Origin of the sequence: Oenococcus alcoholitolerans, from assembly GCF_051852995.1 — a bacterium.
Classification (GTDB): Bacteria; Bacillota; Bacilli; order Lactobacillales; family Lactobacillaceae; genus Oenococcus; species Oenococcus alcoholitolerans.
Genome location: NZ_CP176042.1, coordinates 1,476,378 through 1,498,070 on the forward strand (window position 1 = coordinate 1,476,378; position 21,693 = coordinate 1,498,070).

Genomic DNA, 21,693 nt, shown 5'->3' on the forward strand with positions numbered 1-21,693 from the left:
TTCTCCTTTATACCATGCGATCGGAGGCAAACAAACACCTAAATTTAAATTGTTACCAACTTGTAAAACAGGAGCAAAAAAGCATCTAAAAAAGAAACATTAACTTTGTGAAATTATGAGAAGAGACCTTGACATTCATTTTTAAATAAAAAATCATTTATCAATATGTTTCAGGAAAAATTCGATTTCAGCATCATTACACTCTTTTGCGAGCTTATCGTGCTGGTCTAAATGAAAAACATGGCCGCGGCGGTGCTGCTCATCACCATAGATCTTAAACTGATGTTCGATATTCTTTTGTTCTAAGAATCTATCAAGCGACACTCCTTTTTCCTTCAAAAAATCATCAACGGCCGTAGCAACATAGACTGGTGGAAATTCTTTAGTAATAAAGTTTTCTACCTTGAGCTGTTCACCAAGGTCGTTAACGGCGTGTTTGTCGAAATAGGCTTTTAAAGGTCCGGTTATCGTTTTATCTTCATCAAGAAAATAGACACCGGAGTTAAGCGCTGCTGCTGATATATGAAAATGAGGCTTTTTAAAAGAAAATAGATCGCGATAATTACGACTGCTGTAAATAGTCAGATATTGCTCTGCTAATTGACCGCCGGCACTGTCTCCTACAACAAAGAAGTTTTTTCTATCGAGCAGGTATTCGTCTGCATTTTGATCAAGCCAATCTATTAAACCGGCAACATCATCGATCGCGGCCGGATAAGGGTATTCCGGTGCTAAACGATAATTAAAATTAATGACAACAAAGCCGTATCTGGCCAACGCCAAACAGTAATACTGGTAGCGTTCTTTATCACCATAAAAATAACCGCCGCCATGAACACTTATGATCGTGGGCAAAATTTTATTCCTTAATTTCTTTGGACGATAAATATCTAAAAGGCTGTCCTGACCAAAATTGCCATAAGAAATATTATCTTGGCGGCTAATATCATCAGGATGAGCATCAAGCCCTTGATCGCGTTTATCGTCTGCCTGCCCCCATTCGATCGCCATTTTTTTCAATTTATCTGTTTCAATCATTTTTTGCTCCTTTTAATTTTAGATTATTCTTTTTCGAGGAAATCAGATAGTTGGAAATTGAGACTACGAATATGATCATAAAAATAACTGCTGAAATATTCATACTCATTTGTGCAGAACTTCCGCCAACAAAAGATCCAATAAAATTCAAAATTGCCGGTGACAGAAAAACACCCACATTAGTAAATACTAAAAGTACGGTCGAGGCAAGATTCTCAGAACCGACTGGTGCATAATCAGCCATTAAAACGTAAATAGATGGAACACAGAAGCCAAAACCAATGCCTAAAATTATTACTCCTAAAGCGATAATTATTAAACTATCTGCCAATGACAATAGAATGAATCCCAAAGAAGTAAGCAAAAATCCCAGAGGAAGAATAAGTCCTCCCAACTTCTTTTTAATAAAACCATATGAGGCACCGACCGGTATGCCGACTAAGGTCGTTATACCTGAAAGCAGCGAAACTTGACTGAGCGTTGCGATTTTTTTAGTCACGACCAGCTCAGGCAGCTTAAATTGCGAAACCAAAAAGAAGGCAAATAAAATAAATATCAACAAAGCCAGCTGAACTATTTTGAAATTTATTTTTTGGTGTGGTAAATGCTCCTTGTTTTTGATATTTTTTGTTTTTCCGCTTTTATGATCATTTTCAAGCGGAACAAAAAGAGTGAAAAGAAGCAGGATCGGCAAAGCGATCGCATAGATCAAAAAGGTCTGATGCCAGCCTAAAGTAACCAAATAACTGACAAGAAAAGCGACTGACGCCGCACCCAGAGATCCTGCGGCTGATTGAAAACCCATCATGCTAGAAAGAGCATCCCCTTTATAAAAACGAGCGATCAAACTAATAGTCAGCGAATTAAACAGACCTACTCCAGCACCAAACAAAAAGCGCGAAGCAAAAACAAGCGCATAATCGTTGGAAAACATCGGAAAGATGCCTGCAGCTAAAGCAAGGACCAAACCGATCACCACTGTCTTTTTTTCACCGATAAAGGAAATTATCAACGGACTCAAAAATAGACAGATCATTATTCCAAAATTAGGGACCGTTAATAAAGTTTCGACAGCAGAATTGGAATAGCCGGGAAAAGCCCGGTACATAAGAGGCAATGCCGGAGATATAGCCGGAGCTATCATCGTCATCAAGGATATAGAAAGTAAAGAAATTTTAAATATCCATTTTTTCGTATAACTTGCTTCCATTTTTAAAAACTCCTTTCTGCGTGTTTATCAAAAAAAGTTAAATAAAACTTAAACACGGATGAAGTATATAATGAAAGCGGTTACTATAAAGTTTATTTTTTATCCTTTTTATATCGTTTTTATGACCAAAAATGTACTATCACGAAATAATAAGCGCAGACGATAAACAGCTGCCTGTCAAAATAATCATTCATCAAGGTCCTGATACCAATATTCCCAGACATTGGCATAGAAGTTTGGAACTAAGTTTTACCTTGCAGGGAAGTATCGACGATTTTTTTATTGGCGACCGGCACTATAAAACAAAAGCCGGCGATCTTTTAATGATAAATTCCGACCAGATACATTCGGTCACTTTTCCAAGAAAAAATCGGATCGAAGAAAAAAATCAAGCGCTAACGATCCTGTTTCCTTATGCTTTTTGTTTGAAATACATACCTAAATTCAACTATCGTACATTTGCCGTCCAGCCGACCAAAGAAATGAAAGAAGCACGAGAAATCAAGAGATTGCAACAATTATTGACAGAATTATTCCAAATAAAAATAAATCGAACTTCACTGTCAGAGTTAAAGGAAATTTCAATAATTTTTGAAGTTCTTTATTGGCTGTGCTTGAGAGCATCGACCACCAGCAGCAAAAAAATACATTTAAACTCGCAGCCCTCTTCATTTGAAAAACTGGATGAGATCCTATCTTATATCCAAGATAATCTAAAAACAAACATCACATTAGCCAGCGTTTCAGACCATTTCGGTTTCTCTTATAATTATTTTTCAAGATTTTTCAAAAATAATATGGGTATCGATTTTTCCAGCTATGTCAACCGGTCAAGAACTCAAGAAGCTTTCAGATCAATAAATGAAAATAAATTCCAGACTGTTAAAAGTATCAGTCAAAAAGCAGGTTTCTCCAATCAACAAAGTTTCATCAGAGAATTTAAAAATAATTACGATATAACTCCCGGAGAATATATAAAAAAACTCAGGCGTTTATCCTGAGTTCGATATTTTTATTCGGCCGAATAGCTGCTGCGGTCAACATGTACGACTTTTCGACCCCAATCAGAATTCTTAAAATCCATCAGCGCTTTGCTTAAGGCCTTTTTGTCTAAATTGGCGCCAAAAACATTGCTTCCCGGCTGCAGCATTATCCCTTGATGCAGCGATCCGATCAAAAGCGGCTGAAAACCAAAGTCAAGAACGATCTGAGCAGTCTGTGCTAGACTCATTTGATCATCCCCAGCGATCGCTATCGCTTTTTTAGGATTTTTTTGATCAGCATAGTCCAAAAGATCGTGATAACCGATATGATTAAAAGCTTTGACAAAATGCTTAGCGGCTAAATGGTCTCTGATCAATTCGCTTGTTGAAATCAATGGATCCTGCAAATCGTTTCTGATACCATCAGACTCCCACCAATAATTAGTCGCATCTATGATTATTTTATCTTTAAATAACGAGCTTTTTAACTGCTTATACTTTCCCAAAGGGAATGCGAGAATAACGACATCTGTCTTAGTTAACATATCTTCAGTAAAAAGGGGGATCGCTCCGGGCACCAGCGCAGCAGCGGTTAATTTTATCCTATCCGGCGAAGACGAGGCCGAAACAAAGACCTGATAACCAGCTTTGACCGCTAGAGAAGCCAAAACGGTGCCTAATTTACCGAAACCTAAAATACCAATTTTCTTTGCCATTGACCCGCTCACCTTTTTAATAATTCGTGTACTCTCGGTATGACCTTGCTGCCATATAACTCGATCGTATTAAGACGTTCAGCTGACGTCTGATTGCCGGCCCCATAAACAAGGTCAAAACGCTGAATACCAAGATCATTTATCAATTTAGCGATCTTCTGTGCAACCTGTTCAGGCGTACCAACATATAAAGAACCGGTTTTTATCTCATGATCGAACTGCTCTTTGCTCATTGCAGCCCAGCCGCGTTCACGACCTATTTTATCCAGCATCGCTCTGATCGTACGCCAAGCTATTTTTCTTGCAGTATCCTCATCTTCAGCGATCACACCGTGAGAATGGACACCCATATCTCCAGCTTTGGTTTTCAATTCTTCAGCAGCACGATGATATAACTCAACATATGGTTTGAAGCGGCTTGGATCACCACCGATGATCGCCAAAATAACCGGAAAACTGTACCTGGCTGCCCTGATTATCGATTCAGGCGATCCGCCGACTCCGATCCAAGTTTCTAACTTACCGCTTTCGGTTTTTGGATAAACATCAGCATTTTTTAAAGGCGGGCGCAATTTCCCCTGCCAAGTAACCGGTTTTTCAGCCAAGAGCTGTTTAAAAAGAGCTGTTTTTTCTTCGAAAAGATCTTCATAGTCGGCCAAATCGTAACCGAACAAAGGAAAAGATTCCGTAAAAGAACCTCTTCCCAAGATAACTTGCGCGCGTCCATTTGATAGTGCATCCAAAATGGAAAAACGCTCAAAAACACGAACCGGATCATCCGAACTAAGAACAGTTACGGCCGAAGAAAGTTTGATATTATCCGTTTTTTCTGCTAAAGCAGCTAAGACCATTTCTGGACTGGAGATGGCATAATCGGGACGATGATGTTCTCCTAAAGCAATAATATCTATCCCTAACTGATCTGCAAGGATACCTTCTTCTACGACCTGCCTGATCGATCGAGCTCCGCTTGCTAACTGGCCGTTATCTTTTAAAAGAATATCGCCAAATATATCCAAACCAAAAGTTAATTTATTCATATATTTATAGCACTCCTAAATTACTTACTTTAAGTAAGTATATAGATAATCGGTCAGATTTTCAAGCCTGCTGAATCATTTGACTGAACCGTTGCTCATACCAGAAATAATATTCTTTTGGAAAATAAGATACACAATGGTTATTGTTATAATTCCAACGACATACGAAGCAAAGCTGGGGCCGTAATCACTAAAATACTGGCCTTGATAGTTGTATTGGAAGAGCGGCAGCGTCCACATTCTAGAGCTTCTATTCAATATCAAGAGAGGAAGCATAAAGTCATTCCACAACCATAAAGCGTTGATTATTAAACAAGTAGCATGCATCGGTTTTAATAACGGAAAAATTATTCGGAAATAGGTCGTTGTTTTTCCAGCCCCATCCATTTCAGCGGCTTCATCAAGACTTTCAGGCACACTGAGTTTGATATAACCCACATATAGAAACAAAGTTTGCGGGATCGAATAAGCTAAATACAAAATAATCAGCCCAAAAATATTAGCCAGCCCTATCCGGCTCATCATAACGGTTATTGGTATCATTATGACTTGAAAAGGAACGAAAATACCTAAAATGAGAAAAGCATACATTAATGAATAAGCTTTATTTTTAGAAATATTTCTACTAATAGAGTAAGCGGCCATTGGGACGATTATGGTAATCAAAATAAAAAAATTCCAAGTATATTACTTGGAGTTTTTTGCCGACTGACGGGTTCGAACCGTCGACCCCCGGTTTACGATACCGATGCTCTACCAGCTGAGCTAAGTCGGCTCAATGATAAATATTAGAAATAAAAACGGCTGGCCATTGATGACCGGCCGTTGACTCCGACTGTCGGGCTCGAACCGACGACAACCTGATTAACAGTCAGGCGCTCTACCAACTGAGCTAAGTCGGAATATAGTCTTTACACAACTACTTAATTTTATTGTATTTTAAGACTCAGGTCAATATCGTTTTTAGCTAAATGAATAAAAAAACAGATCGGTCCATCAGGGGGAACAAGTGGTCTATAATTTTATTCGGACACTTACAATCAATTATCTAAGGAGGAGTAATGCCTAAATTATCCGAAAGAGAAAGAAAGTGGTTTGTCTATGTTCTGCTTGCTACAAGCTTTACATTTTCGATCAGTCAATCATCAATGACGACGATCTATCCAACTTTGATGCACAGATTTTCAGTTCCGATAGCCAGTGTTCAATGGCTAACAACTGGTTTTATGCTGATAATGGTCTTGATGATGCCGCTGTCGCCATGGTTTTTAAAAAACATGTCCTTTAAATCTTTTTTTATTGGTTTGCAGGCAATTTTTATCATTGGTACTTTAATTGCTATCAATGCTGGTAATTTTTTGATTTTAATGGCTGGACGGCTTTTAGAAGGAGTTTCCGTCGGCCTATTGTTTCCCAGCTTTCAATCGGTCATATTATCGATCACCAAAGAGGAGCTGAGACCTGAAGCGATGGGAAAAGTCGGTCTAGTAATGGGTTCAGCTTTAGCAGTCGGCCCGATCGTATCCGGTATCATGCTGCAAATATTCAACTGGCAGGCTGTCTTTGCTTTCTTTTTGTTTATTCTGATCTTATTAACTATTTTGGCTTTTATCTTTATTAAAGATGTTATGCCAAGAGAAGCATATAAGTTCGATTTTGTTTCGTCAGTAAGTCTGATCGGTCTATTGATGATCCTTTATTCATTGCAGACGATGACAAGATCCTTTAATTACCAATTACTGATCGTTTTGATAGTCGGTATAATTTTGTTTTCATATTTCGTTCACCGTCAATTCTCGATCAAAAATCCGCTGTTGGATCTGCGTGTTTTAAAAAACAGCCGCTTCTTGCTTGGTATGTTTTTAACAGCTGGTTCTTATATCGGTTTGATCGTGACCACGGTACTGATGCCGCTCTATTTTCAAAGAATTCTATTGATGCCGGCATTGTGGTCAGGTTTGGCGATGGTACCGGCTGCAGCATTGCTTAGTGTTTTAAACCGGCGTTCTGCCAAAGTTTTGAAGAAATTCGGTTTAAAACGCACGATGCTGATTGGATCAACCATGATATTAGGAGGATTCGCTGGATTATTTATCACCAATTATCTTCAACAAGTAATTTTAGCAATGATTTTTGCGGCTCTAGTAGAATCAGGCAATGCATTTATGATGATGCCTGCCGTAACTTATGCTAATGACGCTCTTGAAGATGATTTGATACCACACGGAACAGCCGTAGTAACTACTTTCCGCCAAATAGCCGGTGTTATTGGTGTTTTGGTCGTTAGCCAAGTGCTTACTTTTGCTTCAGCACCTAAAACCGTGTCCATTTTCGGAATGCTGATAAGCTTTTTGGTATGTACCGTATTTGCAGCGATCTTGTTCTTTGAAGTTATGAGAATAAAATCAGACAAATAATGGAAGGAACTATTTTTATAAAAGAAAAATCCGCCTTAATGGACGGATTTTTTATTTACTATCATTTCTCATAGTTGGAAACAGAAGAACATCTCTGATCGAATTTTGATTGGTCAAAAGCATGACTAATCTATCGATTCCAATGCCCAAGCCGCCAGTGGGTGCCATTCCGTGTTCAAGAGCCTCGATATAATCTTCATCGATAGATTCAGCTTCGTCGTTCCCTCTTTCTCTTTCAGCGACCTGTCTTTCAAACCGCTGCCGCTGATCGATCGGATCATTCAATTCAGTAAAGGCATTTGCATACTCATGCCCAGCGATATAAAGTTCGAATCGTTGAACAAAATCAGGATTATCATCTTCCTTTTTGGCCAATGGACTTACTTCCAAAGGAAAATGATAAACAAAAGTTGGTTGTATCAAGGTACTCTCGACAAAAGTATCAAAGAATTCAGAAATTATATGGCCTACACCCCAAAACTCTTCATATTTTACCTGATGCTCATCAGCTAATGATCTTGCTTGTTCCAAAGTCATTTTTTGATCGAAATCAATTCCCGTCTTTTCTTTGATCAGCGCGGTCATAGATTTTTTAGCAAAAGGTTTTTCAATGTCTACCTGATGATCGCCGTATGTTATCAGACCATTTTCATTGATAGCATGGGCAGCAGCTCTGACGATATTTTCCGTCTCGATCATCACATCAGAAAGATCCCAGTAAGCAGCATAAGACTCAAGCGTTGTAAATTCTGGATTATGCTGAGTATCCATGCCCTCATTTCTAAAGATCCGACCCATCTCATAAACTTTTTCCATACCGCCGACGATCAAACGCTTCAGATATAACTCTGTTGCTATACGTAAATACATATCGATATCTAGAGCATTATGATGCGTGATGAAAGGTCTTGCAGCAGCCCCGCCGGCAGAATTTTGCAAAATAGGTGTTTCAACTTCGATAAATCCTGCTGAATCCATATAGTCACGAATAGCTTTAACGATTTTAGATCTCTCGATGAAAACGTTAAAAGAATCTTGGTTAGCGATCAAATCAAGATAGCGTTTGCGGTAGCGCGTATCTATATCAGTCAAACCATGATATTTATCGGGTAACGGCCGCAAAGCCTTAGAAAGCCAGGTTATTTTATCAACTAAAATAGTTGACTCGCCGGCATCGGTCTTCATAAGCGTCCCTGAAAATCCAAGAATATCGCCTATATCGGCCCGACGGATCAAAGCATAATTATCAGCCAAATCGTCTCGGCGTGCATAGACCTGAATCGTACCGCTGACATCCTTGATATCAGCAAAAATAATTTTGCCGGCACCGCGTTTTGCCATGATCCTTCCCGCGATCACAACGTGCTTAGCAAGATTTTGTAATTCTTCTTTAGTTTTATCATCAGCAAATTTATGAATATCTGAAGCTAAAGAATCCCGATCGAAACGATGACCGAAAGGATCGATCCCCAAATCATTTTTCAAAGCCTGCATCTTTTGGAGCCGGACTCTAACTTGATCGTTAATCTCTTTATCTTTTTTTTCTGTCATATAAACCCTTTTTAAAATCTACCTTTCTAAGTGTAACAAAACTATTTTTTATCTGGACCGCTATTTTTTTTCGTCAAAAGGATCTGCCTCAATTCATCTTCTGTGAATTGATACTTTTTGCCAGTAAAACGACCAACGATCTCAGCACCGTGATCTTCTTCGATCATTGCCTTAAGCTCGCTTTCTGGCAAACTTTTTAGTGCAGAAGCATACCATTTTTTTGGCAGTTCTGGTGCTAATTTTACCGGAATCGTATCCAATATATCAAGCCTGCTGTTACCGAATAGCTGAGCCAAGATCTGTTCTGCCTTATATCCTTCAGAAAGCATCGAAGATATATTCGGCATCCTCTTGATATGTTGTTCCAAAAGGTCCAATTCATTCTCGGCAGCCCCGGGCAAGGTTTGGATCATAAAGCCGCCGGCACTTTGAACCTCGCCTTTTGAATCAACGAAAACAGATACACCAACTGCATTTGGTATCTGTTCTGATTGTGCTAAATAAAAGGCAAAATCATCGCCGATCTCACCAGTCGCTAAACCTACTTCCCCATTATAAGGATTCATTCCGGGTTGCATTTTAGTGACGCGAATCGTGCCATTCAATCCGACCAATTTAGAGTATCTCTCATTTTTTCGATCAGCCTGTGATAAAGAAACTTGTGCATTGGTCACATAACCTCGCAAAAGGGCCTGAGCGTTTGTTTCTGTAACGATTTGTCCGATCGGCCCGCGACCATTTATATTGATATGCATTTGATCAGTGCCTTTTAATAATGAGGTCCCCATCAAAGCGGTGGCGATCAAAGCTCTGCCCAAGATAACAGTTGCGTCCGGACTAGCAGCATGCATTTTGGCGCTTTGGCCAACAACTTCAGTCATATCGGTCACATACGCGCGAAAATGGCCGTTTTCGGTAATACTTTTTGTTAGATAATCCATATGTTTATTATAAAAATATGTTTTTGATCAAACATATCATTCCTTTATTTTTTTAATTAGACTCGATATTTTTCAAGCACGGCGCTTCGTTTTAATCGATGACTTATTAATATTTTAAATAATAAAAACGTGCCTATTAACAACAGACACGTTTTATAAATGATCAATTATCATTCTTGTCAGGACCGCTTGTATCATTTGCGTCTTGACTATTTTGCTGGTCTTGATTATTAGATTTATCATCTGTTTTATCTTGACTATCATTATTTGAAGGATTATCGCTTTGAGACTGATTATTCCTTTTGGCAGCAGCCTGCTTAGTTTCTTCATAAGAAAGCGGATGCGAAGGCTTATTTTGATCCTCAGCCAACTCGCTTGGAAGTTCACCCGTTTCATAGAGTGACTTGATTTGAGCCTCATCAAGGGTCTCATATTTTAGCAAGGCATGTGCAATAGCAGAATGCTGTTTTGCATGCTCTTTAATGATTTTTACAGCCTGTTGATAGGCATCATTGGTCAGACGACGAACCTCTTCATCGATCAATTCAGAAGTACGCTGGGAATATTGCGGATTAGGATTTGCCTGATCACCGATGAAGGCGTTGGCATTCCCCTCAAGTTGGACCATTCCCAACTTATCAGACATACCGTATTCAGTAACCATTTCCCGCGCGATCTGAGTAGCCTGTTGGAAATCATTTGAAGCACCTGAACTTGCTTGATTATAAATGATCATCTCAGCTGCTCGTCCACCCATTAATCCAGCAAGACGTTCTTTAGCATCTTGTTCAGTCATCAGGTAACGCTCTTCTTTAGGCATCATCAGAGCATATCCGCCTGCACGTCCACGAGGAACGATCGTGACCTTACGTACGACTTGCGCATCATTCATGACCAAACCGACGATGGCATGACCAGCTTCATGGTAAGAAACACGTTCACGCTCATCTTCGGTGACCTTGCGGTCTTTCTTAGCGGGACCGGCAATGACACGATCTTCAGCTTCATCTATATCAGCTGCCGTGACTGCTTTTTGGTCATTTCTAGCAGCCAGCAAAGCAGCCTCGTTCAATAAGTTTTCAAGATCAGCACCGACAAAACCAGGTGTTTGTTGAGCTATGACCTTCAAGTCAACATCATCGGCCAAAGGTTTGTTCTTTGAATGAACACGCAGTATAGCTTCTCGACCTTTAACGTCTGGAGCGCCGACAAGTATCTTACGATCGAAACGTCCGGAACGAAGCAAGGCTGGATCCAAGACATCAGAACGGTTGGTAGAAGCCAAAACGATGACTCCTTCTGAACCTTCAAAACCATCCATTTCGATCAATATCTGGTTCAAGGTCTGTTCACGCTCATCGTTACCGCCGCCCATACCAGCACCGCGGCGGCGGCCAACGGCATCTATTTCATCAATAAAGATGATCGATGGAGCGGTTTTTTTAGCGTTTTCAAACAAGTCACGTACACGAGAAGCTCCGACACCGACGAACATCTCGACGAAATCAGATCCAGAGATACTGAAGAAAGGTACACCGGCTTCACCGGCGACAGCTTTCGCCAGCAAAGTTTTTCCAGTTCCCGGAGGTCCTTCAAGCAAAACACCTTTTGGTATACGGGCACCTAATCGAGTGAATTTCTTAGGGTCTTTCAAAAATTCAACAACTTCAACAAGTTCTTGTTTTTCTTCTTCTTCACCGGCAACGTCGGCAAAACGGACTTTATTATTTTTAGGATCAGAAGGTTTTGCTTTAGACCGGCCGAAGCTCATGATCCCGCCAGGACCGCCGCTGCCGCCTTGACCGCCGCGCTGGCTTCCGGCGAACATCCAATAGATCAAACCGAAAAGTATCAAGGTCGGTAATGTCATCGAAATGATAGATCCCCAAAAATCAGAAGGGGCCGGATGAGTATTGTAGCCTACATTAGCACTTCGGGCAGCTCGAGTTACCTCTGTTACGCTTGAATCGTTAGGCAGTATATTAGTCGTAAAACGATTAGCAGATACTTGGTAGCCCGATATCAAAGAAACCGCGGAATTATTATTACTGTTATTAGATCTTTGCGGACGCTTGTATTCACCGCTGATGGTATATACACCACCGTTAGTATTCGGCTGGATGGTTATATTTTTAACTCTTCCCTGTCTTAATTCACGAAGAAAAGTCGTAGATGAGATCTGCCGTACATTACTATCTCCGCGACCGAAAAAACTATAAATCAAAAATATGATCGCTAGAAAAATCAGTGCATAAGATATGGAATTACGGAAGAATCCTCGGTTTTTATTTTGCATGGATAAGCCTCGCTTACACTAATTAATTATTTTAACATTTATGAGTATATTTCTGGATTAACGACACCGATAAATGGAAGGTTGCGCCAAATTTCCTGATAATCAAGTCCATAGCCGGCAACAAATTCGTTATCTATCTCAAACCCGACATATTTTGCACTAACATCTATCTTATGTCCAGCCTTTTTATTCAACATTGTAGCAGTTTGAACAGAGCGTGCTCCTCTGGATTTCAATAGATCTTCTAAAAATCGTAACGATAGACCGGTATCAACGATGTCTTCAACGATTATGACATCACGATCTTTAACATCGGTCGTCAGGTCGGTTCGCAAAGTTATCTTATTACTAGAAGAGATCCCGCCATGATAGCTGGCGATGTCTATAAAGTCCATCTCAATGTCATTGGTTATGTTTCGGAAAAGGTCACCTGCCCACATGACCGCCCCTTTCAGGACAACGACCATAACGGGGGTTTTTCCTGCATAATCTTGATCTATCCTGGCGGCGATCCTTTTGGCTGCGCCTTCTATTTCTTGATGATTATGTAGGATTTTTGTGAAACGGGGGTCTGCTAATTCACTCATTTGATTGTATTTATGTTATCACAAAAACGGTTATACCAAATTAATGTGATACTAAAATGTACCTTTCTTTTTTAGATAAATTTCCTTTTTGTTTTTGACCAATATCTGGTCATCAGCCAATTGTATCTGACCATGAGCCTTCTCCTTATTATCTAACAACTGCTTGAATTCTTCCAGTTGTCTGCGGCTGATCGGCAAATTTTTTTTCTGATCATTTATCCATATTTTCAGCATCTCGATCAATTGATCGTTTTTCAGATCGGCTATCTGCCGAGAAAAATCAGCAATATTAGAAACGGCATCAGGATTGATCTTTTCTAAAGCCGGTAAAACAACATTCCTGATTTGATTGCGGCTCGTATAAGCCGGATCTTGATTGCTGGGATCTTCTATCCATTGCAGACCTTGCTGGCGGGCATACGCATAGATGCTGCTTTTAGGTACATTCAATAACGGCCGGATAACTTGGATATCCGAATCTGTGAACAAGGGCCTGCTCCAAGACATCGAAGCAACCGTGCTCCAATCGGCACCGCGAATGATTTTTAATAAGACTGTCTCAGCCTGGTCGTTAGCATGATGAGCAAGAGCGATTCTTTTGGCACCAGCTTGAGCAGCTATTTTTTTATAAAAATCATAACGAAAATCTCTTGCAGCCGCCTCAACACCCCTTTTTGGATGATCGGCTTTGGGCCATTTGGTATGAAAAATTTTTACATGGTACTTAGCGAACTGTTTATCTATCAATTCCTTTTCTAAAAAGGAATCGCTGCGCAGATCATGGTCTACATGTGCCAAAATCAAATGACCGGCCGGATCTTTTAAATATTTTATGAATAATCGCGCTAAAACTGTCGAATCTGCTCCGCCGGAAATAGCCAAAACGATCTTATCATTACCGGCAAAAAGTTTCTTTGTTTGAACATTAAGCTGAAATTGTCTTTCAAGGTTTTTCATGATATGAATAACCTCGTACGATCATTGATTGTCCGAATTTCCAAATTTAAAAATGATTTCATTATTTTTAGAATACTGGTACTTCTCTCGTAAAACTTTTGTTAGATAGTCCGGATCTTTTAGATTATTAAGATTTTGATGAAGATCATGATTATCTTTTTTGACTTTGGCCAAATGATCGTTAACAGTCGTTAGCTGAGCGTTTGCACTGAAAAAACGCATCGTTGAATTGACTAAATTAAATGAAAAAATAAAAAACAAAACCAACCCAATAACAGCGATAGTGATCCGTCGATGGGCTATTTGACGTTTATAGTGCCGTTCTCGTGCTTTGTTTGCCCCAGAAGCGGCCCTGATTTTTTTCTCTGACTGATCGTCGAGCAGATACAAAGGCGGCCGCCGACTGCTTTGTGTACTTTGATCGGTCTTAAATTTTCTTACCGTTCCATCTGACATTTATAAATTCAATATCGCATAGTAAAGCTTAAGTTTAAACTTCTTAAGAAAAAAGCTAAAAAATCTTAACATTTATTATCAAAAAATTAGGAAAAAACTAATTTTTATTTAATTATAGCCATCATCAGATCGACCTTGAGAGCGATTTTGAGAAGAAATCAATTCGTAAAGTTCGCCTGCGTCATTTTTCTTAACGACTTCAGGTGTCGAAGTGATCTTAACAGTTAATATTTTGGTACCAAACGACAGTACCAAGGTATCGCCGATCGAAATATTGGTCGAGGACTTAGCTGTTTTCCCGTTGACCAAAACACGTTTTTGATCCGCAAATTCCTTAGCAAGGCTGCGTCTTTTGATCAATCTGCTTAACTTTAAATATTTATCTAATCGCACTTTTAAGCTCCTTATAAACAGTTTTCAAATAATTAGTTGTTTCTTCGATATTTTTGGTTTCATTATCCCCAGAAAAAATGATCTTCAGCTGCAATTTTTTATCCAAAGCATTGACACGGGCCTTTTCTTTAAGGGCTTGCAAAGTTTTAAATATAAGCTCGCCGCCCAATATAGCGCTTGCTTTCTGATCAAAAACGAGCACCGCAGTCTTTTTATCAACGTGGATATTTTCAACTTTGGCCAGATCGCTTGCATTTTTCAAAGCAACCAAAGTAAAGAGATTATCGACTTCATCAGGAATCGGTCCAAAACGGTCAACTAGTTCTTGTCGGCTTTCATCGACTTGCTTGTCCGTAAGAGATTTCCTGATGCGTTGATACATCTCGATTTTCAAAGAACCGTCAGAAATATATTTTTCCGGTATCAAAGCCTGCAGATCGCTAACGACTTCAGCATTTGACCTAGGATATGGTTTTTCTTTATTCTTTCGGGCAGATACAGCATCTTTTAACATCTGCTGGTAAAGTTCATAACCGACCGAATCAATGAAACCGTGCTGCTGTTTGCCTAAAATATCGCCGGCTCCTCTGATCGAAAGATCACGCATTGCTAATTTAAACCCGGATCCTAATTCAGTAAAATCACGGATAGCCTCAAGACGTTTTTGTGCCTCTTCTGTCGGCTGTCGATCTCCGGGATAAGTGAAATAAGCATAGGCCAAACGATTAGACCGGCCGATCCTGCCTCTTAATTGATAAAGTTGAGAAAGACCAAACCTTTGCGAATCTTCAACGATCAAAGTATTAGCATTAGGAATATCAACACCCGTTTCAATGATCGTGGTCGTGACTAAAACATCATAGGTACCGTCCAGAAAATCAGAAAGGACGTTTTCCAGCTGTGTTTCCGTCATTTGGCCATGAATATAACCAACATTAGCTTCTGGTACGATCCGTTGGACTTCGGCCACAGTTCGTTCTATATCTTGAACTCGGTTATGCAAAAAGAAAGTTTGACCGCCCCTTGACATTTCTCTTTCGATCGCGTCAGCTACGACCGGCCAATTTTCTTCAATAACATAAGTTTGGATCGGAAAACGATTTGCCGGCGGCGTTTCCAGCACCGAAAGATCACGCGCTCCGACCAAAGCCATATTCAAAGTTCGCGGTATCGGCGTGGCGGTTAAAGTCAAAACGTCGATATCAGCACGCATCTGCTTGATTTTTTCCTTATGTTTAACGCCAAAACGCTGTTCTTCGTCGATGATCAAAAAACCAAGATCATCAAAAGAAACATCTTTGGACAGCAAGCGATGCGTTCCTATCACCATATCTATTTGATGGTCTTTTAGTTTTTTGATCACTGCTTTATTTTGTGAAGGCGTGTTAAAACGAGAGAGCATTGCGATCTGGACCTCAGGAAAATCACTGAAGCGCTCCAAAGCAGTTTGATAATGCTGCTGAGCTAGGATGGTCGTTGGAGTTAAAAAAGCTACTTGTTTATGATTTTCGATCGCCTTAAAAGCAGCTCTGAGAGCTACTTCTGTTTTACCAAAACCAACATCGCCTACCAAAAGGCGGTCCATTGGCCGTTTGCTTTCCATGTCCTCTTTTATTTCTTTAATAGAGCGAAGCTGGTCAACAGTCTCAGGATAAGGAAAGTTATCATCAAAATGGCGTTGCCGCTCATCATCGGGAGAAAAAGCAAAACCGACCTCTCCTTCTCTTTGAGCGTATAGATCGATCAGATCATCAGCGATATCTTCAACTTTGGTCGCGACCCGATGCTTAGTCTTGGCCCATTCCGTCGAATTAAGCGAATTTATCTTTGGACTGCCGTCTGCAGCCCCGATATATTTTTGGACTAGGTCCAAATGAGTCACTGGAACGAATATTTTTGCATTTTGCGCATAAGCGATCGAAAGATAGTCCTGGCGGCCGCCGTTTGCTTCCAAGGTGACCAGTCCCTGAAAGCGGCCGATCCCGTGGTTAACATGAACGACAAAATCTCCCGCTTTCAATTGAGAGTAGCTAGTGATCCTTTCGGCATTCGAAAAGGTCTGATGATGAATGACTTTTTTATGTGCTTTAGCGAACAGTTCGCTTTCTGTGATAACCGCTAATTTTTCAAAGGGAAGTTCAAAGCCGTTTACCAAACTTCCCTGCTGTAATTGGACCGTACCTAAGAGAACGTGGTCAGTGATCGCATAATTCATTTTGAAATCATGCAAAGTCCGCTGCAAAGACAATAAGCGTTCTTGGTTAAAAGCAGTCAAAACGACCGTGAACCCGCGTTTGCTAAACGATTCGATATCCGCCTTCAAGACAGGCATTTGGCCAAAATACTTCTGCATCGGCCGCGTTAAAAGATCGATCGAATCACTGAACCTTAAGTCATTTAAAGATCGTTTTAAGTTACTGAGAAATATTCGCGGATTTTTAAACGATAACTGTTTTGATTCACGATCGATTTTTAGTTTTCTCAGAAGACTGACTGCATCTATTTGCGGATGCTGATCCGGCAGCATTTTAAAATCAGCTAATTTTTCGGCCATCCACTGCGCATTTTTTTCTTCTTGGATTTTCTGTTGATCCTTGATACGTGCAAAATCGTCGATCAGAATAAGATCATCTTTTTGTAAATAATCAAAAAGATTCCGATCCAAAAAAAATTGTGTGAAAGGAGCCAGCTGATGAGCCGCTGCCGACTTTGCAGGATCCTGCAAAAGCGGTTGAAAAAAAGTCGTGATCTTCTTTTTATCGGCGCCTTTAAGGCTGTCTCGATAATCTAAAAAGGCTCGTTTCAACCGTTCTGCTGCACTAGAGAATTGAAAACTAGGCAAAATAAAATCAGAGATCGGCATGACGTCAGCGTGATCTATTTTCTTTAAGGATTTTTGGCTATCACTATCAAACGTCCTGATAGATTCCAATTGATCATCAAAAAAGTCAAGACGCAAGGGGTCAGAACGATTGATCGGATAAAGATCGAATATTTCGCCGCGAACAGAAAATTCGCCCGGATTAGCTGTAACAGCAGTCTTATGGTAGCCCATTTCTACTAATTTGCGGCTTAAGTCCTCATATGTATAGTTTTTGCCGACAGCTACCGTGAAAACAGCCTGTTTAAAAATATCCGGCCGCGGATAATAGCGTAAAAGTGCCGAAAGCGGAGCAATGATCAAAACTTGCCGCTCAGACTGCAGAGCGCGTAAAGCTAAAACCCTGGAAAGATCGCTATCTTTGGAAACGACCGCAGTTTCAGTAGCCAAGGATTCTTCTGCACGGATCTGATAAACATCATTTTCATCGATCAGCGAGGCAAGATTATTAGTCAACTGATCAGCCCTGAATTCTGTATCTGTGATCAAAAGAAGATTTTTATGTTTGCCCTCTTTTTTAAGCTGCTCAAAAAGAGCCGCAACGATCAGAGGTTTAGGGTTATCATTCAAACCTGTGATCAAAACCGATGCGGCTTTTTTATCTTGCATTTCGATCAATTGATCGATAAATTTTGTTTTACTTTGAAAATCCGTTAAGGGCTGCATAATCAATTATTATATTTATTCGTAACTTGGTTAAAGGCTGCTCCTGAAACCAGATCCAGTGCAGCAGAACCGGCATCTTGCAAACGCGGTCTGACCAATTCCATCTGCTCAGCAGTAAAATCACCTAAAACATGTTTTATAACAGCTTGAGCCTGATGTGCAGGGCGGCCTGTACCGATCCTGATACGAATGTACTTGTCGCTTTTGATCGCCGATTCGATCGATTTCAAACCATTATGGCCGCCGGAAAGACCTGATTTCTTGATCCTGATCTGTCCATAATCGCGATCGATATCATCAACGATAACTATCAGATCTTTTATTTCTGCTTTGAAGTAGGACATGACCGCTTTTACGGCAATACCGGAATCATTCATCATCGTTGTCGGTTTGACCAAATAAATTTTTTGACCGCCAAAAAAAGCAGCTGCCAGATAAGCATGGAGATCCGATTTAAGAGAAAAAGAACAATTTAATTTATCAGAGAGAATATCTAAAGCCAAAAAACCAGCATTATGACGATTATTAGCATACTGCTGGCCAACATTCCCCAAACCTACGATTATTTTCATGCCTATCTATTATGACTTATTGTTGGCCAGAAAGCCAATTGCTATGTTTTTCAAAATCTTCTGCTCGTTTTAAGACAGCTGAAAAATCTTCTGGATAATAATTGCCGTTTTCGTAAAGAGTTCTTAACTGATCAGGACGCGGATCATTCAAAGTAGATGTTTCTAAGAGACCATTGTCGCCAATAACGACCTTAAACCGCCCCGCTTTGGAATTTTTATTAGGATCTTGTTTAGGATGCTTACGGATCGAAAATCCCTTGCCGTCGATCTCCCCATATGATGCCTTGATAGCGAAACGCTCAGTATCACGGTCAAATCCAGATTGGAGCAGGCCGCCGCCGGAACCAACGACCAAATTATCAGCCGACCAGCCTTTATTCAATAAATAGTGATAAAGTTGGATGATCGTCTGCCGATTCATTCCATCGCCTTGAATGATACCAACATTGTGATCGATGACTTTATACCCTTTTTTGTTTACCGAACTGCCAAAAATATCATCGAGTAAATTCAATACCTGTTCGTCTATCTCTTGCGGTTCGCCAGAGTCAGGCCGCAATACGACTCTTCCCGGACGTTTTTCGATCCTATTTTTGATCTGATCAGATCCGATCACATTTTTGACAAAGTTTACAGAATCATAGGAATCAATAACGATCGAGACGATATCATTTTCGCCAGCACGATCGAGCTGAGCATTGACATAATCTATTTCGCCGCGGCCAGGTCCATAAGAAGTAGCGACTGAATGTTCGGTTGCCCAAACAGAGACAGACCGGCCCTTAAAATTATAAATATCAGCGATCGCTTTATCGGCCGGCAAATTATCTGAGCTGCGAAAATGCAGCAAATGAGCTGCACCGGCCCGCTGAGCCGACTGCAAGCTGCTGGCTCCTCTCAAACCGAAATCGTTGACAGCGAGCTCCAGCCCGCTCAAACTGCCGCTTTCTTCAAAAACCGGCTCTAGACCCTTTTTTATATACAAGGAATTGGTAGCGATCGTCGTTGGATACCAAACATGCATCAAAATCGATTCAAGAGCATTGAGCGTTGTTGCAAACCAAGGAGCCGTCGATTCTAATGTTAAAAGGGGTGTTGAGATCGGCACTTGCGCGCCTTCGCCTATTTCTTTTATACGGATCGGTAAATAGCCGATCTTAGCCACTTTTTCCCAGACCGGTCTATTAAAGAATTCATCGTTGCCGAAAACACTTTGGCTTAAGGTCTGAGCTTCATCGATCATGTCTTCGGTAACTTTGCCCAGTAAATGATCATGAACGACCATCTGCAGGCCAAACCAGCTCAGAGTATGAAACCGGCTTCCCGGCCGCGCTTCTGCATATGAGTATATTTTTGTCAGATGCTCAGGATATTGGAGATGATGAGTCAGCTTGTAAGCATCAGTATCAAGGATTATATTTTCTGTCATAATGATGTTCCCATAGAACTACAACTATATTTTAACTTATAAAAAAACAACTGAACGAACAGCTGTCTTTCTATTTTCGATCATATAAATGCCAGAACCGTAAAGTTGATAACGAATAATAGCGAAACTATCCATATTAGAGGATGGACCTTTTTAACATTGCCTGTAACTGTTTGAACCACGCAATAGAAAATAAATCCAGCGGCGATCCCATAAGTTATATTGCTGCAGAAAGCCATCAATATCGAAGTCATGAATGCCGGTATAGCGACAGAAATATTTTTCCAATCGATATCCCCAAAGGAACTCATCATCATGATACCGACAAGGATCAGAGCGGGTGCGATCGCGGCATCAGGAATAACTGATAATAGCGGCGATAGAAGCGAACTCAGCAAAAACAAGATAGATACGACGACACTGGCCAAACCGGTTCGAGCTCCAGCACCGATCCCAGCGGAACTTTCAACGTAAGTGGTGATGTTAGATGTCCCGAATATCGAGCCGATCCCTGTTGCGATCGAATCAGCAAACAACGCTTTATCAAGTTTTGATTTGAAACCATGTTCTTTTTCCAAAGCCAACTCTTCTTTACCTGAAAAAATACCTGTCTGTCTTCCAGTACCAATGAAAGTTCCCAAAGAATCAAAAATGTCTGAAAGACTGAATGACAAAATAGTGACCAGAACTAATACGATCCGATTTCCATCAGAAAAAAGCGAACCCATCCCCTGACTAGAAAAAGCCGCCAAGAAAGTATGACCCAAAGAATGAAAAGAAGAAGATAAAGAATAAGTACTTGAAATGTTTAAATTAGTAACTCCCATTGGTATCCCAATGATAGTCGTTAAGATAATGCCGCATAAAATGGCAGCGGGGAATTTTTTAACGACCAGGATGGCCGTAATCACCAGACCGATCAGGGCCAACACGACACTTGCTTGGTTAAAAGAAGCTAAAGAAGGATTTATTCCGCCGCCGCTGACAACGTTCGTGATCCCATGAGAGAAAACATGCTGAGAAGCTTTAAAGGGTGCTCCGTTGATCGAAATGATACTTGAGGCATCTGAAGAAAAATGTAAGAATCCTGCATTTTTCAAACCGATGTAAGCAATAAAGGCACCAATACCGCCGCTGATGGCCAACTGTAAATGAGTCGGTATGGCGTTGATCAACATTTTTCTGATCTTAGTCACAGTAATGACAATATTGATGATTCCGCAAAAGAACACTAATGCTAAAGCCTGCTGCCAAGAAAAGCCCAAGGCCGCAACGACTGTATAGGTGAAAAAAGCATTTAGTCCCATTCCAGGGGCAAGCGCATAAGGCACGTTAGCGAAAAGTCCTACGACTAAAGTTCCTGCAATAGAGGCGATTATCGTCGCCAAAAAAACCGCCTGTGCCGGCATCCCGGTCTGTGAAAGCACCTGCGGATTAACGAACAAAATATAAGACATGGCAAAGAAAGTAGTGATACCGCCGCTGACTTCCCGCAAGACAGTAGAGCCAGCCTTATCGATCCCAAAAAAAGAATTTAACAAAATCCAAACCTCCAAAATT

Annotated in this window: 17 protein-coding genes, 2 tRNA genes and 1 pseudogene; 2 read left to right on the forward strand and 18 right to left on the reverse strand. The window is 40.5% G+C overall.

Annotated features, from left to right (window positions below; genetic code table 11):
- Positions 1–153: 153 nt before the first annotated feature.
- Positions 154–1,038 (reverse strand): alpha/beta hydrolase, encoded by an 885-nt coding sequence (locus ACKP2L_RS08005; RefSeq protein ID WP_439425328.1) that lies wholly within the window; start codon positions 1,036–1,038, stop codon positions 154–156.
- Complete coding sequence (locus tag ACKP2L_RS08010; RefSeq protein WP_439425329.1) at positions 1,031–2,248, reverse strand: MFS transporter; 1,218 nt, start codon at positions 2,246–2,248, stop codon at positions 1,031–1,033. Before ACKP2L_RS08010 ends, ACKP2L_RS08005 begins: the two co-directional genes overlap by 8 nt.
- Before the next feature lie 131 nt (positions 2,249–2,379).
- Here ACKP2L_RS08010 and ACKP2L_RS08015 point away from each other — a divergent pair, with 131 nt between their 5' ends.
- A complete protein-coding gene (locus tag ACKP2L_RS08015; RefSeq protein WP_439425330.1) occupies positions 2,380–3,249 on the forward strand; it encodes an AraC family transcriptional regulator in 870 nt (289 codons plus the stop codon).
- Positions 3,250–3,260: 11 nt separating this feature from the next.
- On the opposite strand, the gene ACKP2L_RS08020 is transcribed toward ACKP2L_RS08015, so the two are convergent.
- The 5 genes and pseudogenes from ACKP2L_RS08020 to ACKP2L_RS08040 all read right to left on the reverse strand — a co-directional run bounded on the left by ACKP2L_RS08020 (position 3,261) and on the right by ACKP2L_RS08040 (position 5,889).
- Positions 3,261–3,947: an NADPH-dependent F420 reductase gene (locus tag ACKP2L_RS08020; RefSeq protein WP_439425331.1), complete on the reverse strand. Its 687-nt coding sequence runs from the start codon at positions 3,945–3,947 to the stop codon at positions 3,261–3,263.
- A gap of 8 nt (positions 3,948–3,955) precedes the next feature.
- Positions 3,956–4,987 (reverse strand): LLM class flavin-dependent oxidoreductase, encoded by a 1,032-nt coding sequence (locus tag ACKP2L_RS08025; protein ID WP_439425332.1) that lies wholly within the window; start codon positions 4,985–4,987, stop codon positions 3,956–3,958.
- A gap of 75 nt (positions 4,988–5,062) precedes the next feature.
- Positions 5,063–5,635: pseudogene (locus ACKP2L_RS08030) on the reverse strand (carbohydrate ABC transporter permease); the annotation flags it as partial.
- A 54-nt stretch (positions 5,636–5,689) separates the two neighbouring features.
- A tRNA-Thr gene (locus tag ACKP2L_RS08035) sits at positions 5,690–5,762 on the reverse strand.
- A 54-nt stretch (positions 5,763–5,816) separates the two neighbouring features.
- A tRNA-Asn gene (locus tag ACKP2L_RS08040) sits at positions 5,817–5,889 on the reverse strand.
- Between the two features lie 159 nt (positions 5,890–6,048).
- Between ACKP2L_RS08040 and ACKP2L_RS08045 the strand changes: the two genes are divergently transcribed.
- On the forward strand, positions 6,049–7,404 hold the full coding sequence (locus ACKP2L_RS08045; protein WP_439425333.1) for an MFS transporter: 1,356 nt from the start codon (positions 6,049–6,051) through the stop codon (positions 7,402–7,404).
- Between the two features lie 51 nt (positions 7,405–7,455).
- On the opposite strand, the gene lysS is transcribed toward ACKP2L_RS08045, so the two are convergent.
- From lysS to ACKP2L_RS08100, 11 genes are all read right to left on the reverse strand, one after another.
- A complete protein-coding gene (gene lysS, locus ACKP2L_RS08050; RefSeq protein ID WP_439425334.1) occupies positions 7,456–8,955 on the reverse strand; it encodes a lysine--tRNA ligase in 1,500 nt (499 codons plus the stop codon).
- Between the two features lie 41 nt (positions 8,956–8,996).
- Positions 8,997–9,896: an Hsp33 family molecular chaperone HslO gene (gene hslO, locus ACKP2L_RS08055; protein ID WP_439425335.1), complete on the reverse strand. Its 900-nt coding sequence runs from the start codon at positions 9,894–9,896 to the stop codon at positions 8,997–8,999.
- A 163-nt stretch (positions 9,897–10,059) separates the two neighbouring features.
- The gene (gene ftsH, locus ACKP2L_RS08060) at positions 10,060–12,192 is read right to left on the reverse strand and encodes an ATP-dependent zinc metalloprotease FtsH (RefSeq protein ID WP_439425336.1); all 2,133 of its coding nucleotides are present in this window, start codon (positions 12,190–12,192) and stop codon (positions 10,060–10,062) included.
- A gap of 38 nt (positions 12,193–12,230) precedes the next feature.
- Entirely contained in the window at positions 12,231–12,779 is a 549-nt protein-coding gene (gene hpt / locus ACKP2L_RS08065) for a hypoxanthine phosphoribosyltransferase (protein ID WP_439425337.1), read from the reverse strand.
- A gap of 51 nt (positions 12,780–12,830) precedes the next feature.
- The gene (tilS, locus tag ACKP2L_RS08070) at positions 12,831–13,736 is read right to left on the reverse strand and encodes a tRNA lysidine(34) synthetase TilS (protein WP_439425338.1); all 906 of its coding nucleotides are present in this window, start codon (positions 13,734–13,736) and stop codon (positions 12,831–12,833) included.
- Positions 13,737–13,757: 21 nt separating this feature from the next.
- A complete protein-coding gene (locus tag ACKP2L_RS08075) occupies positions 13,758–14,192 on the reverse strand; it encodes an FtsB family cell division protein (RefSeq protein ID WP_439425339.1) in 435 nt (144 codons plus the stop codon).
- Between the two features lie 108 nt (positions 14,193–14,300).
- Positions 14,301–14,585 carry an RNA-binding S4 domain-containing protein gene (locus tag ACKP2L_RS08080; RefSeq protein WP_439425340.1) on the reverse strand — a complete coding sequence of 95 codons (285 nt, stop codon included), beginning with the start codon at positions 14,583–14,585 and terminating at the stop codon, positions 14,301–14,303.
- Positions 14,572–18,132 carry a transcription-repair coupling factor gene (mfd, locus tag ACKP2L_RS08085; RefSeq protein ID WP_439425341.1) on the reverse strand — a complete coding sequence of 1,187 codons (3,561 nt, stop codon included), beginning with the start codon at positions 18,130–18,132 and terminating at the stop codon, positions 14,572–14,574. Before mfd ends, ACKP2L_RS08080 begins: the two co-directional genes overlap by 14 nt.
- Positions 18,133–18,134: 2 nt before the next feature.
- Positions 18,135–18,704 (reverse strand): aminoacyl-tRNA hydrolase, encoded by a 570-nt coding sequence (gene pth, locus ACKP2L_RS08090; protein ID WP_439425342.1) that lies wholly within the window; start codon positions 18,702–18,704, stop codon positions 18,135–18,137.
- Between the two features lie 16 nt (positions 18,705–18,720).
- Positions 18,721–20,133: a nicotinate phosphoribosyltransferase gene (locus tag ACKP2L_RS08095; protein ID WP_439425343.1), complete on the reverse strand. Its 1,413-nt coding sequence runs from the start codon at positions 20,131–20,133 to the stop codon at positions 18,721–18,723.
- Positions 20,134–20,213: 80 nt separating this feature from the next.
- Positions 20,214–21,674: an NCS2 family permease gene (locus ACKP2L_RS08100; RefSeq protein ID WP_439425344.1), complete on the reverse strand. Its 1,461-nt coding sequence runs from the start codon at positions 21,672–21,674 to the stop codon at positions 20,214–20,216.
- Positions 21,675–21,693 lie beyond the last annotated feature (19 nt).

Coding starts and splice junctions, on each gene's coding strand:
- ACKP2L_RS08020 (WP_439425331.1), bottom strand. CDS start 3,947: ATGGCAAAGAAAATTGGTATTTTAGGTTTCGGTAAATTAGGCACCGTT.
- ACKP2L_RS08025 (WP_439425332.1), bottom strand. CDS start 4,987: ATGAATAAATTAACTTTTGGTTTGGATATATTTGGCGATATTCTTTTA.
- ACKP2L_RS08075 (WP_439425339.1), bottom strand. CDS start 14,192: ATGTCAGATGGAACGGTAAGAAAATTTAAGACCGATCAAAGTACACAA.
- ACKP2L_RS08015 (WP_439425330.1), top strand. CDS start 2,380: ATGTACTATCACGAAATAATAAGCGCAGACGATAAACAGCTGCCTGTC.
- ACKP2L_RS08045 (WP_439425333.1), top strand. CDS start 6,049: ATGCCTAAATTATCCGAAAGAGAAAGAAAGTGGTTTGTCTATGTTCTG.
- tilS (WP_439425338.1), bottom strand. CDS start 13,736: ATGAAAAACCTTGAAAGACAATTTCAGCTTAATGTTCAAACAAAGAAA.
- ftsH (WP_439425336.1), bottom strand. CDS start 12,192: ATGCAAAATAAAAACCGAGGATTCTTCCGTAATTCCATATCTTATGCA.
- mfd (WP_439425341.1), bottom strand. CDS start 18,132: ATGCAGCCCTTAACGGATTTTCAAAGTAAAACAAAATTTATCGATCAA.
- ACKP2L_RS08005 (WP_439425328.1), bottom strand. CDS start 1,038: ATGATTGAAACAGATAAATTGAAAAAAATGGCGATCGAATGGGGGCAG.
- ACKP2L_RS08010 (WP_439425329.1), bottom strand. CDS start 2,248: ATGGAAGCAAGTTATACGAAAAAATGGATATTTAAAATTTCTTTACTT.
- hpt (WP_439425337.1), bottom strand. CDS start 12,779: ATGAGTGAATTAGCAGACCCCCGTTTCACAAAAATCCTACATAATCAT.
- hslO (WP_439425335.1), bottom strand. CDS start 9,896: ATGGATTATCTAACAAAAAGTATTACCGAAAACGGCCATTTTCGCGCG.
- lysS (WP_439425334.1), bottom strand. CDS start 8,955: ATGACAGAAAAAAAAGATAAAGAGATTAACGATCAAGTTAGAGTCCGG.
- ACKP2L_RS08095 (WP_439425343.1), bottom strand. CDS start 20,133: ATGACAGAAAATATAATCCTTGATACTGATGCTTACAAGCTGACTCAT.
- pth (WP_439425342.1), bottom strand. CDS start 18,704: ATGAAAATAATCGTAGGTTTGGGGAATGTTGGCCAGCAGTATGCTAAT.